15 protein-coding genes are annotated in these 17701 nt (G+C 61.6%); 5 read left to right on the plus strand and 10 right to left on the minus strand.

All coding sequences use genetic code 11. The features are described from left to right. Positions 1-35: 35 nt before the first annotated feature. Positions 36-1310 carry an extracellular solute-binding protein gene (locus tag GGD57_RS19230; RefSeq protein WP_184471891.1) on the minus strand — a complete coding sequence of 425 codons (1275 nt, stop codon included), beginning with the start codon at positions 1308-1310 and terminating at the stop codon, positions 36-38. Positions 1311-1396: 86 nt separating this feature from the next. Here GGD57_RS19230 and GGD57_RS19235 point away from each other — a divergent pair, with 86 nt between their 5' ends. Further along, positions 1397-2317, plus strand: a complete 921-nt coding sequence (locus GGD57_RS19235; protein ID WP_184471892.1) for a helix-turn-helix domain-containing protein — start codon at positions 1397-1399, stop codon at positions 2315-2317. 16 nt (positions 2318-2333) lie between these two features. Here GGD57_RS19235 and GGD57_RS19240 read toward each other — a convergent pair whose 3' ends face one another. The 3 genes from GGD57_RS19240 to GGD57_RS19250 are packed head-to-tail and all read right to left on the minus strand — an operon-like array spanning position 2334 to position 4862. Beyond that, the gene (locus GGD57_RS19240; protein ID WP_184471893.1) at positions 2334-2729 is read right to left on the minus strand and encodes a VOC family protein; all 396 of its coding nucleotides are present in this window, start codon (positions 2727-2729) and stop codon (positions 2334-2336) included. 17 nt (positions 2730-2746) lie between these two features. Next, positions 2747-3841 (minus strand): Gfo/Idh/MocA family protein, encoded by a 1095-nt coding sequence (locus GGD57_RS19245; RefSeq protein WP_184471894.1) that lies wholly within the window; start codon positions 3839-3841, stop codon positions 2747-2749. Positions 3842-3851: 10 nt separating this feature from the next. After that, complete coding sequence (locus GGD57_RS19250; protein ID WP_184471895.1) at positions 3852-4862, minus strand: Gfo/Idh/MocA family protein; 1011 nt, start codon at positions 4860-4862, stop codon at positions 3852-3854. Between the two features lie 359 nt (positions 4863-5221). Here GGD57_RS19250 and GGD57_RS19255 point away from each other — a divergent pair, with 359 nt between their 5' ends. Further along, the gene (locus GGD57_RS19255) at positions 5222-6382 is read left to right on the plus strand and encodes a fumarylacetoacetate hydrolase family protein (RefSeq protein WP_184471896.1); all 1161 of its coding nucleotides are present in this window, start codon (positions 5222-5224) and stop codon (positions 6380-6382) included. 58 nt (positions 6383-6440) lie between these two features. On the opposite strand, the gene scpA is transcribed toward GGD57_RS19255, so the two are convergent. Then, a complete protein-coding gene (gene scpA, locus GGD57_RS19260) occupies positions 6441-8579 on the minus strand; it encodes a methylmalonyl-CoA mutase (RefSeq protein ID WP_184471897.1) in 2139 nt (712 codons plus the stop codon). Positions 8580-8676: 97 nt separating this feature from the next. On the opposite strand from scpA, the gene GGD57_RS19265 reads away from it, so the two are divergent. After that, on the plus strand, positions 8677-10035 hold the full coding sequence (locus GGD57_RS19265; protein WP_184471898.1) for an LLM class flavin-dependent oxidoreductase: 1359 nt from the start codon (positions 8677-8679) through the stop codon (positions 10033-10035). 1 nt (position 10036) lies between these two features. Here GGD57_RS19265 and GGD57_RS19270 read toward each other — a convergent pair whose 3' ends face one another. The 5 genes from GGD57_RS19270 to GGD57_RS19290 all read right to left on the minus strand — a co-directional run bounded on the left by GGD57_RS19270 (position 10037) and on the right by GGD57_RS19290 (position 14892). Further along, entirely contained in the window at positions 10037-10690 is a 654-nt protein-coding gene (locus GGD57_RS19270) for a methionine ABC transporter permease (RefSeq protein WP_184471899.1), read from the minus strand. After that, positions 10671-11759 carry a methionine ABC transporter ATP-binding protein gene (locus GGD57_RS19275; RefSeq protein WP_184471900.1) on the minus strand — a complete coding sequence of 363 codons (1089 nt, stop codon included), beginning with the start codon at positions 11757-11759 and terminating at the stop codon, positions 10671-10673. Before GGD57_RS19275 ends, GGD57_RS19270 begins: the two co-directional genes overlap by 20 nt. 89 nt (positions 11760-11848) lie before the next feature. Beyond that, entirely contained in the window at positions 11849-12688 is an 840-nt protein-coding gene (locus GGD57_RS19280) for a MetQ/NlpA family lipoprotein (RefSeq protein ID WP_184471901.1), read from the minus strand. A 245-nt stretch (positions 12689-12933) separates the two neighbouring features. Further along, on the minus strand, positions 12934-13494 hold the full coding sequence (msuE, locus tag GGD57_RS19285; RefSeq protein WP_184471902.1) for an FMN reductase: 561 nt from the start codon (positions 13492-13494) through the stop codon (positions 12934-12936). Positions 13495-13689: 195 nt separating this feature from the next. After that, on the minus strand, positions 13690-14892 hold the full coding sequence (locus GGD57_RS19290; RefSeq protein WP_281423759.1) for an MFS transporter: 1203 nt from the start codon (positions 14890-14892) through the stop codon (positions 13690-13692). Between the two features lie 359 nt (positions 14893-15251). Here GGD57_RS19290 and GGD57_RS19295 point away from each other — a divergent pair, with 359 nt between their 5' ends. After that, positions 15252-15710, plus strand: a complete 459-nt coding sequence (locus tag GGD57_RS19295) for a helix-turn-helix domain-containing protein (protein WP_085739255.1) — start codon at positions 15252-15254, stop codon at positions 15708-15710. Positions 15711-15736: 26 nt separating this feature from the next. Then, a complete protein-coding gene (locus GGD57_RS19300) occupies positions 15737-17689 on the plus strand; it encodes an SARP family transcriptional regulator (protein WP_184471904.1) in 1953 nt (650 codons plus the stop codon). The last annotated feature ends 12 nt before the right edge of the window (positions 17690-17701 follow it).

Consider the following 17701-nt stretch of genomic DNA (forward strand, 5'->3'; position numbering starts at 1 on the left):
GAAAGCCGGGCGCCCGAAGCGCCCGGCATCGTCATTCATTGCGCGACCGGGAGGCCGGTCGCCGAAGCGATCTGCTTGGCGGCGTCGTCGAGAGCAGCCTTCGCGTCGGGATAGCCGCCGGCGAAGAACTTGGTCTGCGTTGCCTTGAAGATGGCTTCGGCATCGCTCTGGAAGGCGGTGCCGCGGCTCGGCACGATCTTCGGCAGCGTCGCCAGGATATCGGCCCAGACCTTCTGGCCGCCCCAATAGGGCTGCGGCTCGTTGACGAAGGGATCCTTCTCTGCCGAAAGCAGCGACGGAACCAGGCCGAACTCCTTCAGCATGGTCACCTGACCCTCATTGGTGCCGAGGGCGTAGTTGACGAATTTCCAGGCAGCTTCCTTGTTGGCGGAGGTTGCGGAAATGGCGAGCGACGAACCGCCGAGATTGGCCGCATGCGGGCCATCGGCCGTCAGGCTCGGCATCTTGTAGACGCCCCACTTGCCCTTGAGATCGGGTGAGGTCGAGCGCACGGTGCCCTCATACCAGCCGCCATAGAGCTGGCTCGCCGCCTTGCCGGCGGTATTGGCCTGGATTTTTTCGTCCCAGTTGGCCGCCGTCAGCGTGCCGGCATCCTTCATCTCCTTCACCTTTTGCAGCGAGGCGACGCAGGCCGGCTGGTTGATGGTGATGTTCTGGCCGTCGGTCGAGAAATAGCCGCAGCCCTGCTCGTTGGCGATCATGCGGAACCATTCGCTGTCGCCGTTGAAGTCTGCCTGGGCCATGACGGTGCCGGGATTAGCGGCGGAAATCTTCTTGCCGGCGGCAATGAAATCGTCCCAGGTGCTGATCGTGCTCGGATCGACACCGGCCTTTTCGTAGAGGTCGCGGCGGTAGAAGACGGCGACAGGACCGGAATCCCACGGCATGGCATAGGCGACGTCGCCGACCTCAAGCTCGGTGCGCTTGAAGTCGGGGAATTTTGCCTGGATATCGGCGGTGTAGCCGAGCTCCTTCAGATTGGCGAAGCAATCCGGGAAGCGGCTCCAGAAGATTTCAGCTTCGAAATTCTCGATGCTGACGATATCGGGCAGGCCGTCGCCGCCGGCAGCGCAGGCGGCAAGCGTCTTGTCGAAGACCTGGCTGTTTCCAAGATCCTCGACGGTCACCTTGATATCGGGAAACTGTTTGTTGAAGCCTGGAAGCGTGGACTTTAACGCCGATGCGGCGACGTTCCAGCTCCAGATGGTCAGATTGGCCGACTCAGCGAAGGCGGAGCCGGAAGCAAGCAGTGCGACAGCTGCGGTCGCAGCGAGAAGTTTGAAGCGCATTGAAAATCCTCCCTTTTCAATTGCCGATCTTTCACGAACGCGGTTACACTATCCGCAAGGGAGCGGCTGTCTCCTAAAAAGGGAATATGGATTTGGCGGAAAGTAAGGTCGGTACGCGTGCAATCTATCAGCCCGGCGCAAGCAGCATTGAGGGCTCGCCAACAACGCTGCAGATGTTCCACGCCCATCCGCCTATCATGGTCATGCCGCACTGGCATGCGCAGGTCGAAGTCAACTACGTGATGCGCGGCAGCGTGCATTACCGCATGAGCGATCACGAATTCCGGTTGAACGCCGGGGAAATGTGCCTCTTCTGGGGTGGGCAGCCACATCAGATGGACGAATCCTCGGATGATTCGCTCTATGCCGGCGCGCATCTGCCGCTCGTCTATTTCTTCCGGCTGCGCCTGCCGGTCAGCATTTCCAGCCGGCTAATGAAGGGCGAGACGCTGCTGACATCGGCAACGGATGCCGCCGACAACGAGAACTTCACCCGCTGGTTCCGCTACGTCAACTCGGGCGATTCCGCCAAGGCCCAGCATGCTGTCGACGAACTGCTGCTGCGCATCGAGCGCATCGCGCTCGAACCCTATTCGATAATGACATCGAAGGCGGTCGCCAGTCTGGAAGGCGATCAGCCGCATCCGAATTCCTCGCGCAGCGTCGCGCGCATGTGCGATTTCATCGCCGCCAATTTTCTGCAGGACATCGATTCGGTCGATATCGCCCGCGCCGCCGACCTGCATCCGAAATATGCGATGAACCTGTTCAAGCGCTCGACCGGCATGACGCTCAGCAAATATGTGACGCTGCTCAGGCTGTCGCGGGCCCAGGCGATGCTGATGAGCGAGGGCGCCAACGTGCTGCAGGTGGCGATGGACAGTGGCTTCGGCTCGATCAGCGCCTTCAACAAATCCTTCCGGCATATCGCCGGCATGTCGCCATCGGACTTCCGCCGCGATATCCGTCTCGTGACGACGATCCCCGCCGGCGCCTTCCGCAATTAGCTCCGGATTGTTCGCTTTACCGTTTTTCCGCGAGCTCGATCTGAATGCCGTCGGGATCGCGCAGGAAGGCGACCTTGTGCAGTACCTCAGCATTGATCGCCAGGCGCGGCCGCTCCTTGATCTCGACGCCGGCCTTTTCCAGCCGGGCAAAGGTCTCGTCGACACTGTCGAACAGGAAGGTCAGATGGCGCAGGCCGGCCGTACTCTCCGGCACATCGACCGCCCTTGCCGCGCCGCCCGCCGGTGCGACGATTTCGAGCATGCCGCCGCCGGCATCGAGAAAGGCGATCTCTCCGCCATCGGCCATGACCTTGCGCAGATGCAGGCGAAGCCCGAGCAGGCCGCAATAGAAAGCGACCGTGCGATCCATGTCGCTCACCGTCATGCCGACATGCTCGAAGGATTTCAGCATGGAGTGCCCTCCCCTGCTCAGGCGCTGGTCGTGTGCCGTTCTTCTTGCGGAAGCCAGGAGCGGTAGAGCGGATGATCGGCAGCGATCGGCATCGGCGTCGGCCGGCCGGTGCGTTGGGAGAAATAAGCTGCTGTCACCAGTTCCAGCGAATTGCGGGCATCCTGCAGCGTCACCGGCGGCTCCTTGTCCTCGACGATCGCTTTATGAAAAAGCTCGAACTGGCGGGTATAACCGTCTTCGCCGGGCACATAGGCGGCGAGCGCGGCGTCGATTTTCGCCTGATGCTCCTCCGTTCCCGCGGTGAAGACCCAGGGATCGCGGCCCATCGTATAGGGTTCGAGGATGCTTTCGGCGACGAGATCGCTGAAGCAGAAGCGCAGCCGTGAGATCTCCTTGCGCGAGCCGAGCGTCATCGACAGCGTCGCCAGCGAGCCGTTCTGCATCTTCACCGAAAGGGCCGCCGTATCCTCGACCTCAATCGGATTGACCAGCGTCGCGCCATAGGAAAACACCTCGGCGCAGGGACCGTGCACATAATTCAGCATGTCATGAGCGTGGATGGCGTGGCCGAGGAGGCCGCCGCCGAGCTCGGTCGCCCATTTGCCGCGCCACGGCACGGCGTAATAATCCGGACCCCGCCACCAATGCGTCTCGATCGTCGTCAGGAACGGCTTGCCGGCGAGGCCCTGCTCGATCAGCAGCTTGAGCTTCTGCAGGCCGGAGCCGTAACGATACTGGAAGATCGGCATCAGCTTGCGGCCGGGGAAACGGGCGAGGATGCGGCCCATTTCGTCGACCTCGGCGATCGAGCCAAAGAGCGGCTTTTCGCAGATCACATGTTTACCGGATTCAATGCCCTTGCGGCAGAGTTCGAAATGCGAGCTCGGCGGCGTCGAAATGTCGATGATGTCGAGATCGTCGCGGGCAAAAAGCGAATCGGTATCCTGGGTATATTCGGCGATGCCATATTCCTCGCACAGCGCCCTGCCGCGCTCCTCGTCGAGCGAGCAGAGCACGGGAACCTCGAAGAGATCCTTGTTCCAGCCGAAGCCGGCCAGATGCCGCGCGGCAATGCCTGCGCCGATGACGCCGACGCGCAATTTTCTCGTCATGATATCCTCCTCAGCGAGCGCCGATGCGCGCGGCTTTCGCCTGTGCGTCGAGCGACAGACGGCAGACTTCGAAAACGTGATCCTGCGTCATCGCCGTCTGTGTGCGGTTTGCGACGTCGGCGGTGAAGGCATCGAAATAGTCGAGCTTTTCATCGCTGCAATCGATATGGGTCATTTCCTTGCCGTTGACGAGGAAGAGGTGATCCTTGCCCGGCCGGCCGGCGATATCGATATATTTGCGCAGCTCGATATAGCCCTCGGTGCCGAGGATGGTCAGGCGCCCGTCACCCCAGGTCGGCAGCGCCTCCGGGGTGAACCAGTCGACTCTGACATAACCCGCTGCCTTGTCGGAACGCAGAAGCACCTCGCCGAAGTCCTGAAAGGCAGGTTTGTCCGGCATGCCGAAATTGCCGATCGAGCTGGCGATGACCTCGCCTGAGGTCGAGCCGGTATAGAACAGGAACTGATCGACCTGGTGCGAGGCGATGTCGACGATGATGCCGCCGAAGGCTTCGGGATCGAAGAACCAGTCCGGCCGGGTCGGCAGCTGCAGCCGGTGCGGACCGACGCCGAGCGTCTGGATCACCTTGCCGATCGCGCCTTCCTTTACCAGCTTGCCGGCTTTGACGGCGGAGCGCACGCAGTGACGCTCGGAAAAGCAGATAGAGAAGATCTTGCCGGTTTCGGCAACGGTGCGCCTGACCTCTTCGAGCTGGGCAAAGGTCGTCACGCCGGGCTTGTCGGTCATGACGTCCTTGCCCGCTTTCATCGCGCGGATGGCAAGTCCGGCGCGGTCACGCGGGATCGCGGAAATGCAGATGACGTCGATCGACGGATCGTCGAACAGTTTCTCCCGGTCGATCTGCGGGGCATCGGGATAGGTCTTCTCGAAGGCTTCCCGCAATGCCGGCACTGAGGTCTGCGGGCAATAGCCGACAAATTCGCCGCCCGAGGCAAGCAATCCCTTCACGTGATCGAACGTATGCCCATGGTCGATTCCGACGACGGCAAATCTCAACATCGCTGCAATATCCTCCCGGGATTTTTTGAGCACCGGCTGGGGCCGGCATCCTCCATATCGGGCAAAACAGATAACGAAAGCTGGCGCCTGTCAAGGCGAGATCAGGGGTGAAATCGCCTAGATAGAAGATTAAGCATATGAAAAATAACGATTATTTTGTATCTAAATAGTTATTTTGCGGCTTTTCGTGATTGGGAAGGCGCCCTTCCCATCCAATCGGGCGAAAGTCTTTTTCCCCTGCGTATCTTGCTCCATCTCGATGAATGTGATCGATTTTGGCCGCCGCCGGGCTGGAGGGCGGCAACAATCTCGAAATTCTTTCAAGAGCGCTTTCCGCTTGCCTGTACCGGAGGATCACCATGTCTCATCCCCTTCTCGATGCTGCCGCTTCGGGTGGACTTTTTGTCGGCCGCGTCTGGAATCCGGAAGTCGCCGGCCCTGGCATTGTGACCCTTCGCGACGGGATGCTCATCGACATCACCTCGCGCGAAGCGCCGACGCTGAGCGCCCTGCTCGAGAGAGAGGATGCTGCGGGCTTCGTCCGCGCGGCAGGCGGCAAGGCGATCGGCTCGCTCGACGAGATTGCCGCCAACAGCACCGGGACGCCGGATGCGGCGCGTCCTTTTCTGCTTGCTCCCGTCGACCTGCAGGCGGTCAAGGCCTGCGGCGTCACCTTCGCCCAGTCGATGATCGAGCGGGTCATCGAAGAGAAGGCTGCCGGCAATCCCGATCGCGCCGCCGCAATCCGCGAGCGCGTCAGCACCCTGATCGGCGGCAGCCTCACCAATCTCAAGGCCGGTTCGCCTGAAGCCGCCAAGGTCAAGCAGGCGCTGATCGACGAGGGCATGTGGTCGCAATATCTCGAAGTCGGCATTGGCCCCGATGCCGAGGTCTTCACCAAGGCGCCGGTGCTCTCCTCGGTCGGCTGGGGCGCGGATGTCGGCCTGCATCCGATCTCGACCTGGAACAATCCCGAGCCGGAAATCGTGCTCGCGGTCAACAGCCGCGGTGAGATCAAGGGGGCGACGCTCGGCAACGACGTCAATCTGCGCGACGTCGAAGGCCGCTCGGCGCTGCTGCTCGGCAAGGCCAAGGACAACAATGCCTCCTGCTCGATCGGCCCCTTCGTCCGCCTGTTCGATGCCGGCTACGGCCTGGATGACGTGCGCTGCGCCGAACTCGACCTGAAGGTGTCAGGGCAGGATGGCTTCGTGCTCAACGGCAAGAGCTCGATGTCGCAGATCAGCCGCGACCCGACCGATCTGGTGAAACAGACGGTGGGCGCCCATCATCAGTACCCCGATGGTTTCATGCTGTTTCTCGGCACCCTGTTTGCGCCGACGCAGGATCGCGGCGCGCCGAAGCAGGGCTTCACGCACAAGATCGGCGATGTCGTCGAAATTTCCTCGGCCGGCCTCGGCGTGCTCGTCAACACCGTGCAGCTTTCCACCGAATGCCCACCCTGGACCTTCGGCATTTCGGCGTTGATGCGCAATCTCGCAAAGCGTGGATTGCTGTAAGCGAATTCAGCAAAAGCGCGCGGCGGATCGGCGCCCGGAATTGCGCAAATGCGATAAATTACTGATTTCGCCGCCTGCCCTGCAGCAGGTCGAGGACGGAGTTTGCCGCCTCCAGCACGTTGGTGCCCGGACCGAACACCGCCGCAACGCCGTGTTCATGCAGGAATTCGTAGTCCTGCCGCGGGATGACGCCGCCACAGACGACGATGATATCCTCACCGCCCTTTTCCCTCAGCCTGTCGATCAACTGCGGCAGCAGCGTTCTGTGACCTGCCGCCAGTGACGAGACACCGACGACATTGACCTTTTCTCCAAGCGCCATCTCGACAGCCTCATCCGGCGTCTGGAACAGCGGACCGGCGAGCACATCGAAGCCGATATCGCCGAAGGCCGAAGCGATCACCTTGGCGCCGCGGTCGTGCCCATCCTGGCCGAGCTTGGCGACCATGATCTTCGGCCGGCGCCCCATAGCTTCCGTCACCTCCGTCATACGTCCCTTGAGGACGGCGAGTTCCGGCTCGTCGTCATAGGCCTCGCCATAGACGCCGGTGATGACTTCGGGTGTAGCGGCATGATCGCCGAAGGCTGCGCGCATGGCGTCCGATATTTCGCCGACGGTGGCGCGGGCCCGCGCCGCTTCGATGGCGGCTTCCAGCAGGTTGCCGCGGCCGCTGCGTGCGGTCTCAGCGAGGGCGGCCAGCGTCTCGCGCACGGCACTGCCGTCGCGGCGCCGCCTGGTTTCCTCGATGCGTTTGATTTGCGCTGCGCGCACCGCGCTGTTGTCGATCTCCAGAATGTCGATCGGCTGCTCGTTGTCGAGCCTGTAGCGGTTGACGCCGACGATGACCTCCTCGCCCTTGTCGACGGCTGCCTGGCGGCGCGCGGCTGCCTCCTCGATCAGCCGTTTCGGCAACCCCTCTCTAACAGCCCTCGTCATGCCGCCGAGCGCCTCCACCTCTTCGATCAGGGCCCAGGCCTTGTCGGCAAGCTCCTTCGTCAGGCTCTCGACGTAATAGGAGCCGGCGAGCGGATCGACCACTTTGGTGACGCCGGTTTCGTGGCTCAGGATCAACTGTGTGTTGCGGGCGATGCGGGCGGAAAATTCCGTGGGCAGTGCAATCGCCTCGTCGAAGGAATTGGTGTGCAGCGACTGTGTGCCGCCGAGCACCGCCGACATCGCCTCGAAGGCGGTGCGGATGATGTTGTTATAAGGATCCTGCTCCTGCAGCGAGACGCCGGAGGTCTGGCAATGGGTGCGCAGCATCAGCGAGGACGCCTTCTTCGGCTGGAACTCCTCCATGATCTTCGTCCAGAGCAGCCGGGCGGCGCGAAGCTTGGCCGCCTCCATGAAGAAGTTCATGCCGATCGCAAAGAAGAAAGAAAGCCTTCCGGCGAAATCGTCGACGTTGAGGCCCTTGGCGATGGCCGCCCTGACATATTCGCGGCCATCGGCCAGCGTGAAGGCGAGTTCCTGCACGAGCGTCGCGCCGGCCTCCTGCATGTGGTAGCCGGAGATCGAGATCGAGTTGAATTTCGGCATCTCCCTTGCCGTATATTCGATGATGTCGGCAACGATCCGCATCGAGGGTTCCGGCGGGTAGATATAGGTGTTGCGGACCATGAACTCCTTGAGAATGTCGTTCTGGATGGTGCCGGACAGATCGGCTTTCGGCACCCCCTGCTCCTCGCCTGCAACGATGAAGGAGGCGAGGATCGGGATGACGGCGCCGTTCATGGTCATCGATACCGACATGTCGCCGAGCGGAATGCCGTCGAACAGGATCTTCATGTCTTCGACGCTGTCGATTGCGACACCGGCCTTGCCGACATCGCCTTCGACGCGGGGGTGGTCGCTGTCATAACCGCGATGGGTGGCAAGATCGAAGGCGACCGACAGGCCCTTCTGGCCGGCGGCCAGGTTGCGGCGATAGAAAGCGTTCGACGCTTCCGCCGTCGAGAAGCCGGCATATTGGCGAATCGTCCAGGGCCGGCCGGCATACATCGTCGCGCGCGGGCCGCGGGTGAAGGGCGAAAAACCGGGAAGTGAGCCGAGATGCTCGACGCCTTCGATATCCCCGGCCGTATAGAGCGGCTTGACGGCAATGCCTTCCGGGGTTTGCCAGGTCAGCATTTCGGGCGCGGCGCGCAACTCCTTCTGCGCCAGCTCCGCCCAATCCGACAGCGTTTTCTCAGTCATGCCTTTCCTCCGGCTTTTTCATCCGCACCCTACCATTTCACAGGATCGCCGTGCGATACAAATCCTTGATTTTTATTCCCGGCTCAGGACTCCGCTCATGAAGACAATGCAGATCTATGCCTTCGACATGAATTGCGTCGGGCATATCAACCACGGCCGATGGACACATCCGCGCGATCAGTCGGCGCGCTATACCGATCTTGATTACTGGACGGAGTTCGCCAGGACCGCCGAGCGCGGCAAGCTGGACGGCATCTTTCTCGCCGATATCGTCGGCGTCTACGACGTTTATAAAGGCAGCGCGGCGCCGGTGATCGAGACGGCAGCGCAGATCCCCGTCAATGATCCGTTGATCCCGATTTCGGCGATGGCCTATGTCACGAAACATCTGGGTTTCGGCGTGACCGTCAACACCACCTACGAACCGCCCTTCCTGCTGGCGCGGCGGATGTCGACGCTCGATCATCTGACCAAGGGGCGGATCGGTTGGAACATCGTCACCGGTTATCTTGACAGCGCCGCCCGCAGCATGGGTTTCGAGAAGCTGACGGAACATGATGCGCGTTACGACGCAGCCGAGGAATATCTGCAGATCCTCTACAAGCTCTGGGAAGGTAGCTGGGACGACGATGCGGTCTTGGGCGACAAGGCGGCCGGCATTTATGCCGATCCGTCGAAAGTGCGCGCCGTCAGTAACGCGGGCCGATATTACCGAATGGAGGGCATCCATCTTGCCGAGCCCTCGCCGCAGCGCACGCCCCTGCTCTTTCAGGCCGGCGCGTCGGCCCGCGGGCAGGATTTTGCCGCCCGCCACGCCGAATGTGTCTTCATTGCCAGCCCGACCCCCGGGGCGGCCCGGCCGACCGTCGATGCGCTGCGGGCGAAGGCGGCGGCATTCGGCCGTGGCGCCGGCGCCCTGAAGATCCTGAACCTGATCACCGTTGTCGTCGGGCAGACGGAGAAGCAGGCGCAGGAGAAGCTGGAGGATTATCGCCGCCATGCGAGCGTCGAGGCCTCGCTTGCGCATTACTCCGCCTCTGTTGGCATCGACTTTTCGAAGTACGAATTGGATGACGTCATCGGCCAGAACTCGACCAACGCCAATCAATCGGCGCTTGCGGCCATCACCAAGCAGGCGGCAAAACCGGTGACGAAGCGAGAGATCGTCGACCAGATGGTGCTCGGCAGCCGGATGAAGCCCATGGTGGGCTCGCCGGAGCAGATCGCCGATCGGCTCCAGACATGGGTAGGGGAAGGCGACATCGACGGTTTCAACCTGGCGCGGACGGTGGCGCCGGAGAGCCTGCGCGATTTCGTCGACCTGGTGGTGCCGGTGCTGCAGGAGCGCGGCTTCTTCAAGGCGGACTATGCGCAAGGGCCGCTGCGGCAGAAGCTTTTCGGCGGCGGGAACGGCAGATTGCCGGCCGCTCATCCCGCCGCGCTCTTCCGCCGCTGACCTATCTTCGGTCCAGCCTGGCGACGAGCCTGTCGCCAAACCACTGAATGCCGCAGACGAGGATGATGAGGACGGCCACCACCGCGATCATCACGCTGGTTTCGAAACGCTGATAGCCATAGCGGATGGCGAGATCGCCGAGGCCGCCGGCGCCGATCGCGCCGGCCATGGCCGAAGCACCGATCAATGTCACCAGCGTGACGGTGAAACCGGCGACGATGCCCGGCAGCGCTTCCGGCACCAGCACTTCGCGGATGATCGTCCAGCGGTTTCCGCCCATGGCGCGCACGGCGTCGATCAGCCCGCGGTCGACTTCGCGCAGCGACACTTCGGCGATGCGGGCGTAATAGGGCGTGGCGGCGATGGCGAGCGGCACGATCGCCGCCCAGGTGCCGAGCGCCGTGCCGACGATCAGCCGCGTCAGGGGGATCAGCGCCACCAGCAGGATGATGAAGGGCACCGAGCGGAAGCCGTTGATGACGGCGCCGAGAACGCGGTTGATCCAGAGGTTTTCAGCGATGCCGCCACGCGCCGTGACAACAAGGGCAAGACCGAGCGGCAGGCCGGCAACGAGCGAGATCACTCCTGAGGCGACGGTCATCAGGATCGTCTCCCACAGCGAGCGGATAAGCAGTTCAAGCATGATCGGTGTCATAACCCAGCACCTCCACCCGGGCGGACCGGGCCGTCAGAAATTGTTCGACCTTTCCGGCAAGCGCGGGGTCGCGCGTGGGAACGGCGATGAAGAACCGCGCCACCGGCTGGTTCTGGATGTGGTCGATGCCGCCATGGACGAGGCGGAAGGAGTGCGGCAGCGACGCCGAGAGTTCGGCAAACAATGCGCCCTGTGCCTGCGGCCCGGCGAGATCGACGCTCAGGATCGCCTCGCTGCCCGCCGTCGCCGACAGCCGGGCGGCGATATGGTCGGGCAGCTGCGGGCGGATGCCGCCGAGAAGGCTCCGGGTGATGGCTGCCTCAGGATCGGCAAAGACCGACCAGACCTGCCCCTCCTCGACGATCCGCCCTTCATCGATGACCGCGACGCGATCGGCAATGCCGCGCACCACTTCCATCTCGTGCGTGATCAGCAGAATGGTCAGGCCGAGCGTACGGTTGATATCCTTGAGCAATGCCAGGATCGACCGGGTCGTTTCCGGGTCGAGCGCCGATGTCGCCTCGTCGGACAGCAGCAATGCCGGGCGTGCCGCCAGCGCGCGGGCGATGCCGACGCGCTGTTTCTGGCCGCCGGAGAGCGATGATGGATAGGCTTTCGCCTTGTCGGCAAGGCCGACGAGATCGAGCAGCTCATGCGCCCGTTTCAACCGCTCGTTTCTGGGAACACCCTCGATCTTCAGCGGCAGCGCCACGTTTTCTTCGACGGTCTTGGCGGAAAGCAGGTTGAAATGCTGGAAGATCATGCCGATGCGGCGGCGCAGCGGCTGCAATTCCTGTTCGGCAAGCGCGGTGATATCGCGACCTTCGATCCGGATCTCACCGCTGTCGGCGCGCTCCAGGCCGTTCAGGCAGCGGATCAGCGTCGATTTGCCGGCACCGCTGCGGCCAATGATGCCGAGGATCTCGCCTCTCCTCACCGTCAGCGAAATACCGTCGAGGGCGGGCGTAGTCCCGAACCGCCGCTTCACTTCGGTCAGTTTCACCACCTCTTCACCCGCCGCTGCTTGCGGCCGTGCCTCGATCGCTGTGGCGGAAACAAAGGAATTCATGTGCTTTTCCTTACAAATACCGAAGGCGGCCCGGGCAAAAAACACCCAGGCCGCCTCTCGGCAGGCCTTAACCCCGGCCCTGTTTCGGATCAATAGGCGCTGAGACCGGTGCCCTTGTAGACCTTGTCGAACTCGGCCTTGACGATGTCGTTCTGATAGGAAGACACGAGCGTCTTGACCCAGTCGGCATCCTTGTTGTCGTCCTTGACGGCGATGAAGTTGCGATACGGATTGTCGGCGATCGGCTCCTGCGCAATGCGCTCGGCCGGAGAAAGGCCGCTCTTCAGGGCCCAGTCGGTATTGACGACCCCGGCATCCAGATCGTCGATCGAACGGCCGACGATGCCGGCATCGAGTTCCTTGATCTCGATCTTCTTCGGATTGTCGGTGACGTCGGCGACGGTTGCGAGAATGCCGGTGCCGTCCTTCAACTTGATCAAGCCCTGGCTCTGAAGAACGCGCAGCGCCCGGCCTTCGTTCGAGGGATCGTTCGGCACGCCGATGACGGCGCCTTCCGGAATCTCGGCGACCGACTTGTACTTCTTGGCATAGAGGCCGATCGGCCAGACGCCGGTATAGCCGACGCGGGTGATGTGATAGCCGTGCTGCTTGATCTGATTGTCGAGATAGGGTTGATGCTGGAAAGCATTGGCATCGACCTCGCCGCGCTCCAGCGCTTCATTCGGCTGCGTGTAATCGTTGAAGATAGCGGTCTCGATCTTGAGGCCCTTCTTGGCGGCTTCGCTGGCGACCACGCGCCAGATATCCTCTTCCTCGCCGGCCATGATGCCGACCTTGATCGACTTGTCCTCGGCAAAAGAAGGGGCAGGTGCTGCGAAGGAAAAGAGTGTCGCAGCGGAAACGGCGACCGCGGCAAGAGCCGCGCGGCGCGAAAGATGGAAGCCGTGAAGATTTTTGTTCTTGGTCATTTTTTTATCCCGTCTGACTGAATGGGGCCAATCGCCCCGAGCAGGCCGATCATGGCAAAGGTGCGTATCGGGAGCGAAGTACGAACGTCCGATGTGCGGGAGGGGGCGGAAAAACTCTTGCTCCGCCATTGATATCGGCAGGATAAATTTCCATCAAATTTATGGATTAATTGCGGCTCGTGAGAATGTTCTAAAAAACGAAACGGCGCCTCCGGGGCGCCGTTTCCAAGCCGCTTGAACACTCTTCATTCGGCAGCGATAAGAGCCTGATGGCGGCTGGGAAAGAAGGCCGCGAGTTCGCCGATGACTTCCCCGATCCGCTTTGAAAGCGGTTCGGACGAGACGCGGTAATCGGTGAAGTCGCGGTCGGAGGCGTAGACGGCGGTCGGCAGCGTGTGAGACATGAAGAAGCCGAAGAGCGGGCGCAGCTGATGCTCGACCATCAGCGCATGCCGGTCGCCGCCGCCTGTCGCGGTGATGATGACCGGCTTGGCGCGCAGCTCATGCGGGTCGATCAGATCGATCAGATGTTTGAAGAGGCCGGGATAGCTGCCCTTATAGGTCGGCGCGCCGATGATCAACAGATCGGCATTGACGATGTCATTGATGACTGCCTTGGCGCGCCTGTCGAGATCGTCACGGCGCAGCGCCTGGCCAAGCGAAGGGCCGACATCGGTCAGATCGTAGATGGTGTTCTCGAAGCCGTATTTCTCGCCGGCGAGGCCGGCAACGTGTTCGACCAGCGTGGAGGTCTTCGAGGGGCGGTTGAAGCTACCCGCAAGGCCGACCAGTTTGTAAGCAGACATGCCGTTTCCTTCCAATATCATCCCGTGACCGACGTCATTATGGGATGAATATTATCTATAAAAATAGTGGATTAAAGGAATGGCGATCCCTCTTGCCCCATGGGGAGAGAAAAATACGTTCATGCTGTCGGTGACCGCATGATGCATCGAGCCCGCCACATCCGGGCTCGATGCATTGTCCGCGGTGATATCTCCTCAGGCTGGTCTTTGCTTCGGAATGCGCGGCAGGAAGATCGTCAGCAGGCCGAGCAGCGGCAGGTAGGAGCAGATGCGATAGACGAAATCGATGCCGTGAGTATCGGCGAAATCACCGAGCAGCGCTGCACCAAGCCCCCCTGCCCCGAACGCGAAGCCGAAAAAGACGCCGGCAATCAGCCCGACGCGCCCCGGCACCAGTTCCTGTGCGAAGACGACGATCGCCGAGAAGGCCGAAGCGAAGATCAGGCCGATGACGACGCTGAGCACGCCCGTCCAGAAAAGGTTGGCATAGGGTAAGAGAAGCGCGAAGGGAATGACGCCGAGGATCGAAAACCAGATGACGAAACGGGCGCCGAAGCGATCGCCGATCGGCCCGCCGAGGAAAGTGCCGACGGCGACCGAACCAAGAAACAGGAAGAGCATCAGCTGCGCCTGCTGCACGCCGAGTGCGAACTTGTCGATGACATAGAAGGTGAAGTAGCTCGACACGCTCGCCATATAGACGTTCTTCGTCGCCGTCAGCAGCACGAGGATCGCAAGCGTCCAGATGACCCTGTTGCGAGGCAGCGGCAGGGTCCTGCTCACTGCCGGTTTGCTGGCATTCTGACGCCTGTGGCTGATGTACCAATTGCCAACCCAGCTCAACACGACCATGCCGATCATGGCGATGGCGGAAAACCAGGAGACGCTGTGCTGGCCGAGCGGCAGTACGATGAAGGCGGCGAGCAACGGACCGATCGCCTGGCCGGCATTGCCGCCAACCTGGAAAAACGACTGGGCGAAACCGTGGCGGCCGCCGGAGGCAAGACGGGCGACGCGTGAGGACTCCGGATGGAAGACGGCCGAACCGAAGCCGATCAGGCTGGCGGCGACGAGCAGCAGTTCGAAGCTGCCGGCATTGCCGAGCAGAATGAGGCCGCAGAAGGTGCTCGCCATGCCGACCGGCAGTGAATAGGGCATCGGCCAGCGGTCGGTGACGATGCCGACCATTGGCTGCAGCAGCGAAGCGGTGACCTGGAACGTCATGGTCAGAAGGCCGATCTGCACGAAAGTGAGATCGTAATTTGCCTTGAACAGCGGATAGAGCGAGGCGAGCAGCGACTGCATGATGTCGTTCAGCATGTGGCAGAAGCTGACCGCCACCAGGATAGACATCGTTGTTTTTTCGAAACGAGGCGCGCTCTCGGCAACGGTTGCCATGGACATTTCTCCTGGACGGCCCGGTTGGTTGCCGCGCCGCGTCGCTTTTGTTCGATGGATTTCGGGCGATCGGGGCTGGGGAAGACGATCAAGCGGCGGTCGCTGAAATGCATTTAGCGTAAGCCGGGGGGCAATCACAGCCCAGTTTCATCCGGATCGGTACGGCTTTCGCGCGATTTGCCCTTTTTTGCCGCTGATTCCCGCCTCGCTTGGCCCCTTTCCGGACGGGGGCTTTCATACCACAGTCAGCCGCGATCGTTGCCCATAGAGTATGACATGCGAAAACAACCATGGAAAACCGAGGCGGGGAATACTACAGCTTCGCTGATTGAAAATGCGATCGAGGCTGAAAACACGCGATGAATGTCAAGACACCGAATGCAATAGACGGCTATGTCGGAGCGCGCATAAGAACGCGCCGGCAGTTGCTCGGAATGAGCCAGGAACGGCTTGCCGAACAAATCGGCGTCACCTTTCAGCAGGTTCAGAAATATGAGAAGGGCATCAACCGCATCGGCGCAAGCCGTCTGCAGCGAATCGCCGAGGTGCTTCACACGTCGCCGAGCTTCTTCTTCGAACAGGAAAATTCCGAGCCGCTGACGTTGCAGGGGCTGGATCTGCCCGCAAATACCGATCCGGTCGCCGAATTCCTGCGTACGAAAGAGGGATTGGTGCTTAATCGCGCCTTTCTGAAGATCGCCGACCGGAATGTCCGTGAAACGATCATCGCACTGGTAAATGCGATGGCGCAGGCGGAAAGCCGCGGTGTAACATTGGGCGCCTCCGTTGCGGATATCACCCTTCCGCTCGGAGAATAGTCAGGCAGTCGGCAGGCAATATCCGCATGAAGCTCAGGCTCGAGTCATTTGGTGAGTTGCGGTTGATCGACCCGGCCGGGCGGCCGGCGGCGTTCCCGGAAAAGGGCCTGCTGTCGATTTGTTATCTGCTGGACCGTGATCTGCGAGATGGGGCGGGAAGCGAATATCCGCGCTCGGCGCTGGCGCGCTTTTTGTGGGATAGCCATGACAATTCCGACATCATGGCCAACCTCCGCAAAACCATATCGCGCATCCAGGCGCGTCAGGCCGAGCTCGGCACCGAGCTTCTGGTCTTCACCGCGACCGGTGTGCGGGTCAGGCCGGATGCATTCGTCGACGATCTCTCCGAACTCGTCAACCCCGGCGGCGAAGGCGCAGTTGGCAAGCTGCGGCGGCTCGTTGCGATCCTTCGCCAGGATTTCCTGGCCGGGCTCGCCGATCAAAGCGTCAGTACGCGGCAATGGATCGCCGGTCAGCGTGACAGGCACATGGCAGTTCTGGTGGATGCGCTGAAGACGGCGCTGCCGATGGCCAGGTCGCGGGAGGATGTGAGCCTGATCAAGGAGGCGGCGCTCCGGATTTTCCGCGAGGCACCGGATGACGAGAATATTCGTCGTATCCTTCTCGGAGCCTATGAGTCCGAAGGAGAGCTGGAGAAAGCGCGCCGGCTTTTCGAGACGAACAAGCATGGACTGGAAAGCGCATTCGATATCGGCCTCGACGTCCAGGCTCTCGGAGAGATCCGCAAAATCTTTGCCGGCGGCCAACCACCGCAACAAAGCCCTGCGGTGCCGCTGAACGACGGCGGCGTTCGCGTTTCCGGTCCCCTGCCCCGTCTGGTACTGCTGCCGCCGGGAGGCACGGAAGCGGCCGGTGCGCTGCCGATGCTCTCTGCAGCGCTGATCGAGGACGTGACCATCGGACTTTGCGCGCTGAATACGGTTTCGGTGGTGGCGCCTCATACGGCCGATCGGATCGCGCGCAATGCCGACAAGGCTGAACTGATCCAGCGTCATTCGATTTCTTATGTTCTCGACACGCGGCTGACCGATAATGCGGGCGTTCGCGCGCTCTTTGTCCAGCTGATTCATACCGGCAGCGATGAGGTCATCTGGGCCGAGCGTTTCAGCCTCGAGAAATACGAATTGATAAGCCACCGGCGCGACATCGCCCGGCAGATCGCCAGAGAACTCGCCGGGCAGGTCCGCCGGCATGAAGCCATGCGCGATTCCTTCGCGGGTAATTCGGCCGCCTATCACAGCTACCTTCTCGGCCTGCGGGATGTGAAGCGGCTTGCCCTCCCCGATGTGCGCCGCTCCCGAAAGGCTTTCCGCGAAGCGCTTCAACACAGCGCAGATTTTGCTCCGGCGCTGAGCGGATTGTCGCGGACGTTTCTTGTCGAGTGGCTGCTGACGGCGCGCGGCGACAGCGAGCTGCTCGGACTTGCGGAGGATTATGCCAACCGGGCGATCGTCGCCGATCCTTCCTTTGCCGCCGGCTTTCGTGAGCTCGGCGTTGCCAAACTTTATCTCGGCGACCTCGATGAAAGCGTCCTGGCGTTGAAGCTTGCGGAGGAACTGAGCCCGCATTATGCCGACGGCATTGCGAGTTATGCCGATACGCTTGTTCATGCGTCGCGCCCTGCCGACGCATTGGCCAAGATCGAGCGGGCCATCTCACTCAATCCGCTGAGCCCGACCGACTATCTATGGACGGCAGCCGGCGCGAATTTCGCCCTTGGCCACTATGCCGAGGCACTCGAGCAGATCGCTCTGATGGACGACCGAACGCCGGCCGACCGGCTTTCGGCTGCTTGCTGGGCCATGCTCGGCGATATGAAAAACGCGCGGATCTATATGCGCAAGGTGCGCGAGATCTACCCGGACTTCGATGTCGACAAATGGCTTTCCGTTGTTCCTTTCAAGGAGCAATGGCAGAAGGAACAATATCGTGAGGCCCTGCGCCGGGCCGGCTTCTGAGTCTGACACCGA

Origin of the sequence: Rhizobium esperanzae (genome assembly GCF_014197615.1) — a bacterium.
Taxonomy (GTDB): domain Bacteria; phylum Pseudomonadota; class Alphaproteobacteria; order Rhizobiales; family Rhizobiaceae; genus Rhizobium; species Rhizobium esperanzae_A.

What these genes read in the sequence shown, in the direction of transcription:
- GGD57_RS19300 (WP_184471904.1), top strand. Translation starts at nt 15,737, where the DNA reads ATGAAGCTCAGGCTCGAGTCATTTGGTGAGTTGCGGTTGATCGACCCG.
- GGD57_RS19235 (WP_184471892.1), top strand. Translation starts at nt 1,397, where the DNA reads ATGGATTTGGCGGAAAGTAAGGTCGGTACGCGTGCAATCTATCAGCCC.
- GGD57_RS19230 (WP_184471891.1), bottom strand. Translation starts at nt 1,310, where the DNA reads ATGCGCTTCAAACTTCTCGCTGCGACCGCAGCTGTCGCACTGCTTGCT.
- scpA (WP_184471897.1), bottom strand. Translation starts at nt 8,579, where the DNA reads ATGACTGAGAAAACGCTGTCGGATTGGGCGGAGCTGGCGCAGAAGGAG.
- GGD57_RS19290 (WP_281423759.1), bottom strand. Translation starts at nt 14,892, where the DNA reads ATGGCAACCGTTGCCGAGAGCGCGCCTCGTTTCGAAAAAACAACGATG.
- GGD57_RS19250 (WP_184471895.1), bottom strand. Translation starts at nt 4,862, where the DNA reads ATGTTGAGATTTGCCGTCGTCGGAATCGACCATGGGCATACGTTCGAT.
- GGD57_RS19280 (WP_184471901.1), bottom strand. Translation starts at nt 12,688, where the DNA reads ATGACCAAGAACAAAAATCTTCACGGCTTCCATCTTTCGCGCCGCGCG.
- GGD57_RS19275 (WP_184471900.1), bottom strand. Translation starts at nt 11,759, where the DNA reads ATGAATTCCTTTGTTTCCGCCACAGCGATCGAGGCACGGCCGCAAGCA.
- GGD57_RS19255 (WP_184471896.1), top strand. Translation starts at nt 5,222, where the DNA reads ATGTCTCATCCCCTTCTCGATGCTGCCGCTTCGGGTGGACTTTTTGTC.
- GGD57_RS19245 (WP_184471894.1), bottom strand. Translation starts at nt 3,841, where the DNA reads ATGACGAGAAAATTGCGCGTCGGCGTCATCGGCGCAGGCATTGCCGCG.
- GGD57_RS19240 (WP_184471893.1), bottom strand. Translation starts at nt 2,729, where the DNA reads ATGCTGAAATCCTTCGAGCATGTCGGCATGACGGTGAGCGACATGGAT.
- GGD57_RS19270 (WP_184471899.1), bottom strand. Translation starts at nt 10,690, where the DNA reads ATGACACCGATCATGCTTGAACTGCTTATCCGCTCGCTGTGGGAGACG.
- GGD57_RS19265 (WP_184471898.1), top strand. Translation starts at nt 8,677, where the DNA reads ATGAAGACAATGCAGATCTATGCCTTCGACATGAATTGCGTCGGGCAT.
- GGD57_RS19295 (WP_085739255.1), top strand. Translation starts at nt 15,252, where the DNA reads ATGAATGTCAAGACACCGAATGCAATAGACGGCTATGTCGGAGCGCGC.
- msuE (WP_184471902.1), bottom strand. Translation starts at nt 13,494, where the DNA reads ATGTCTGCTTACAAACTGGTCGGCCTTGCGGGTAGCTTCAACCGCCCC.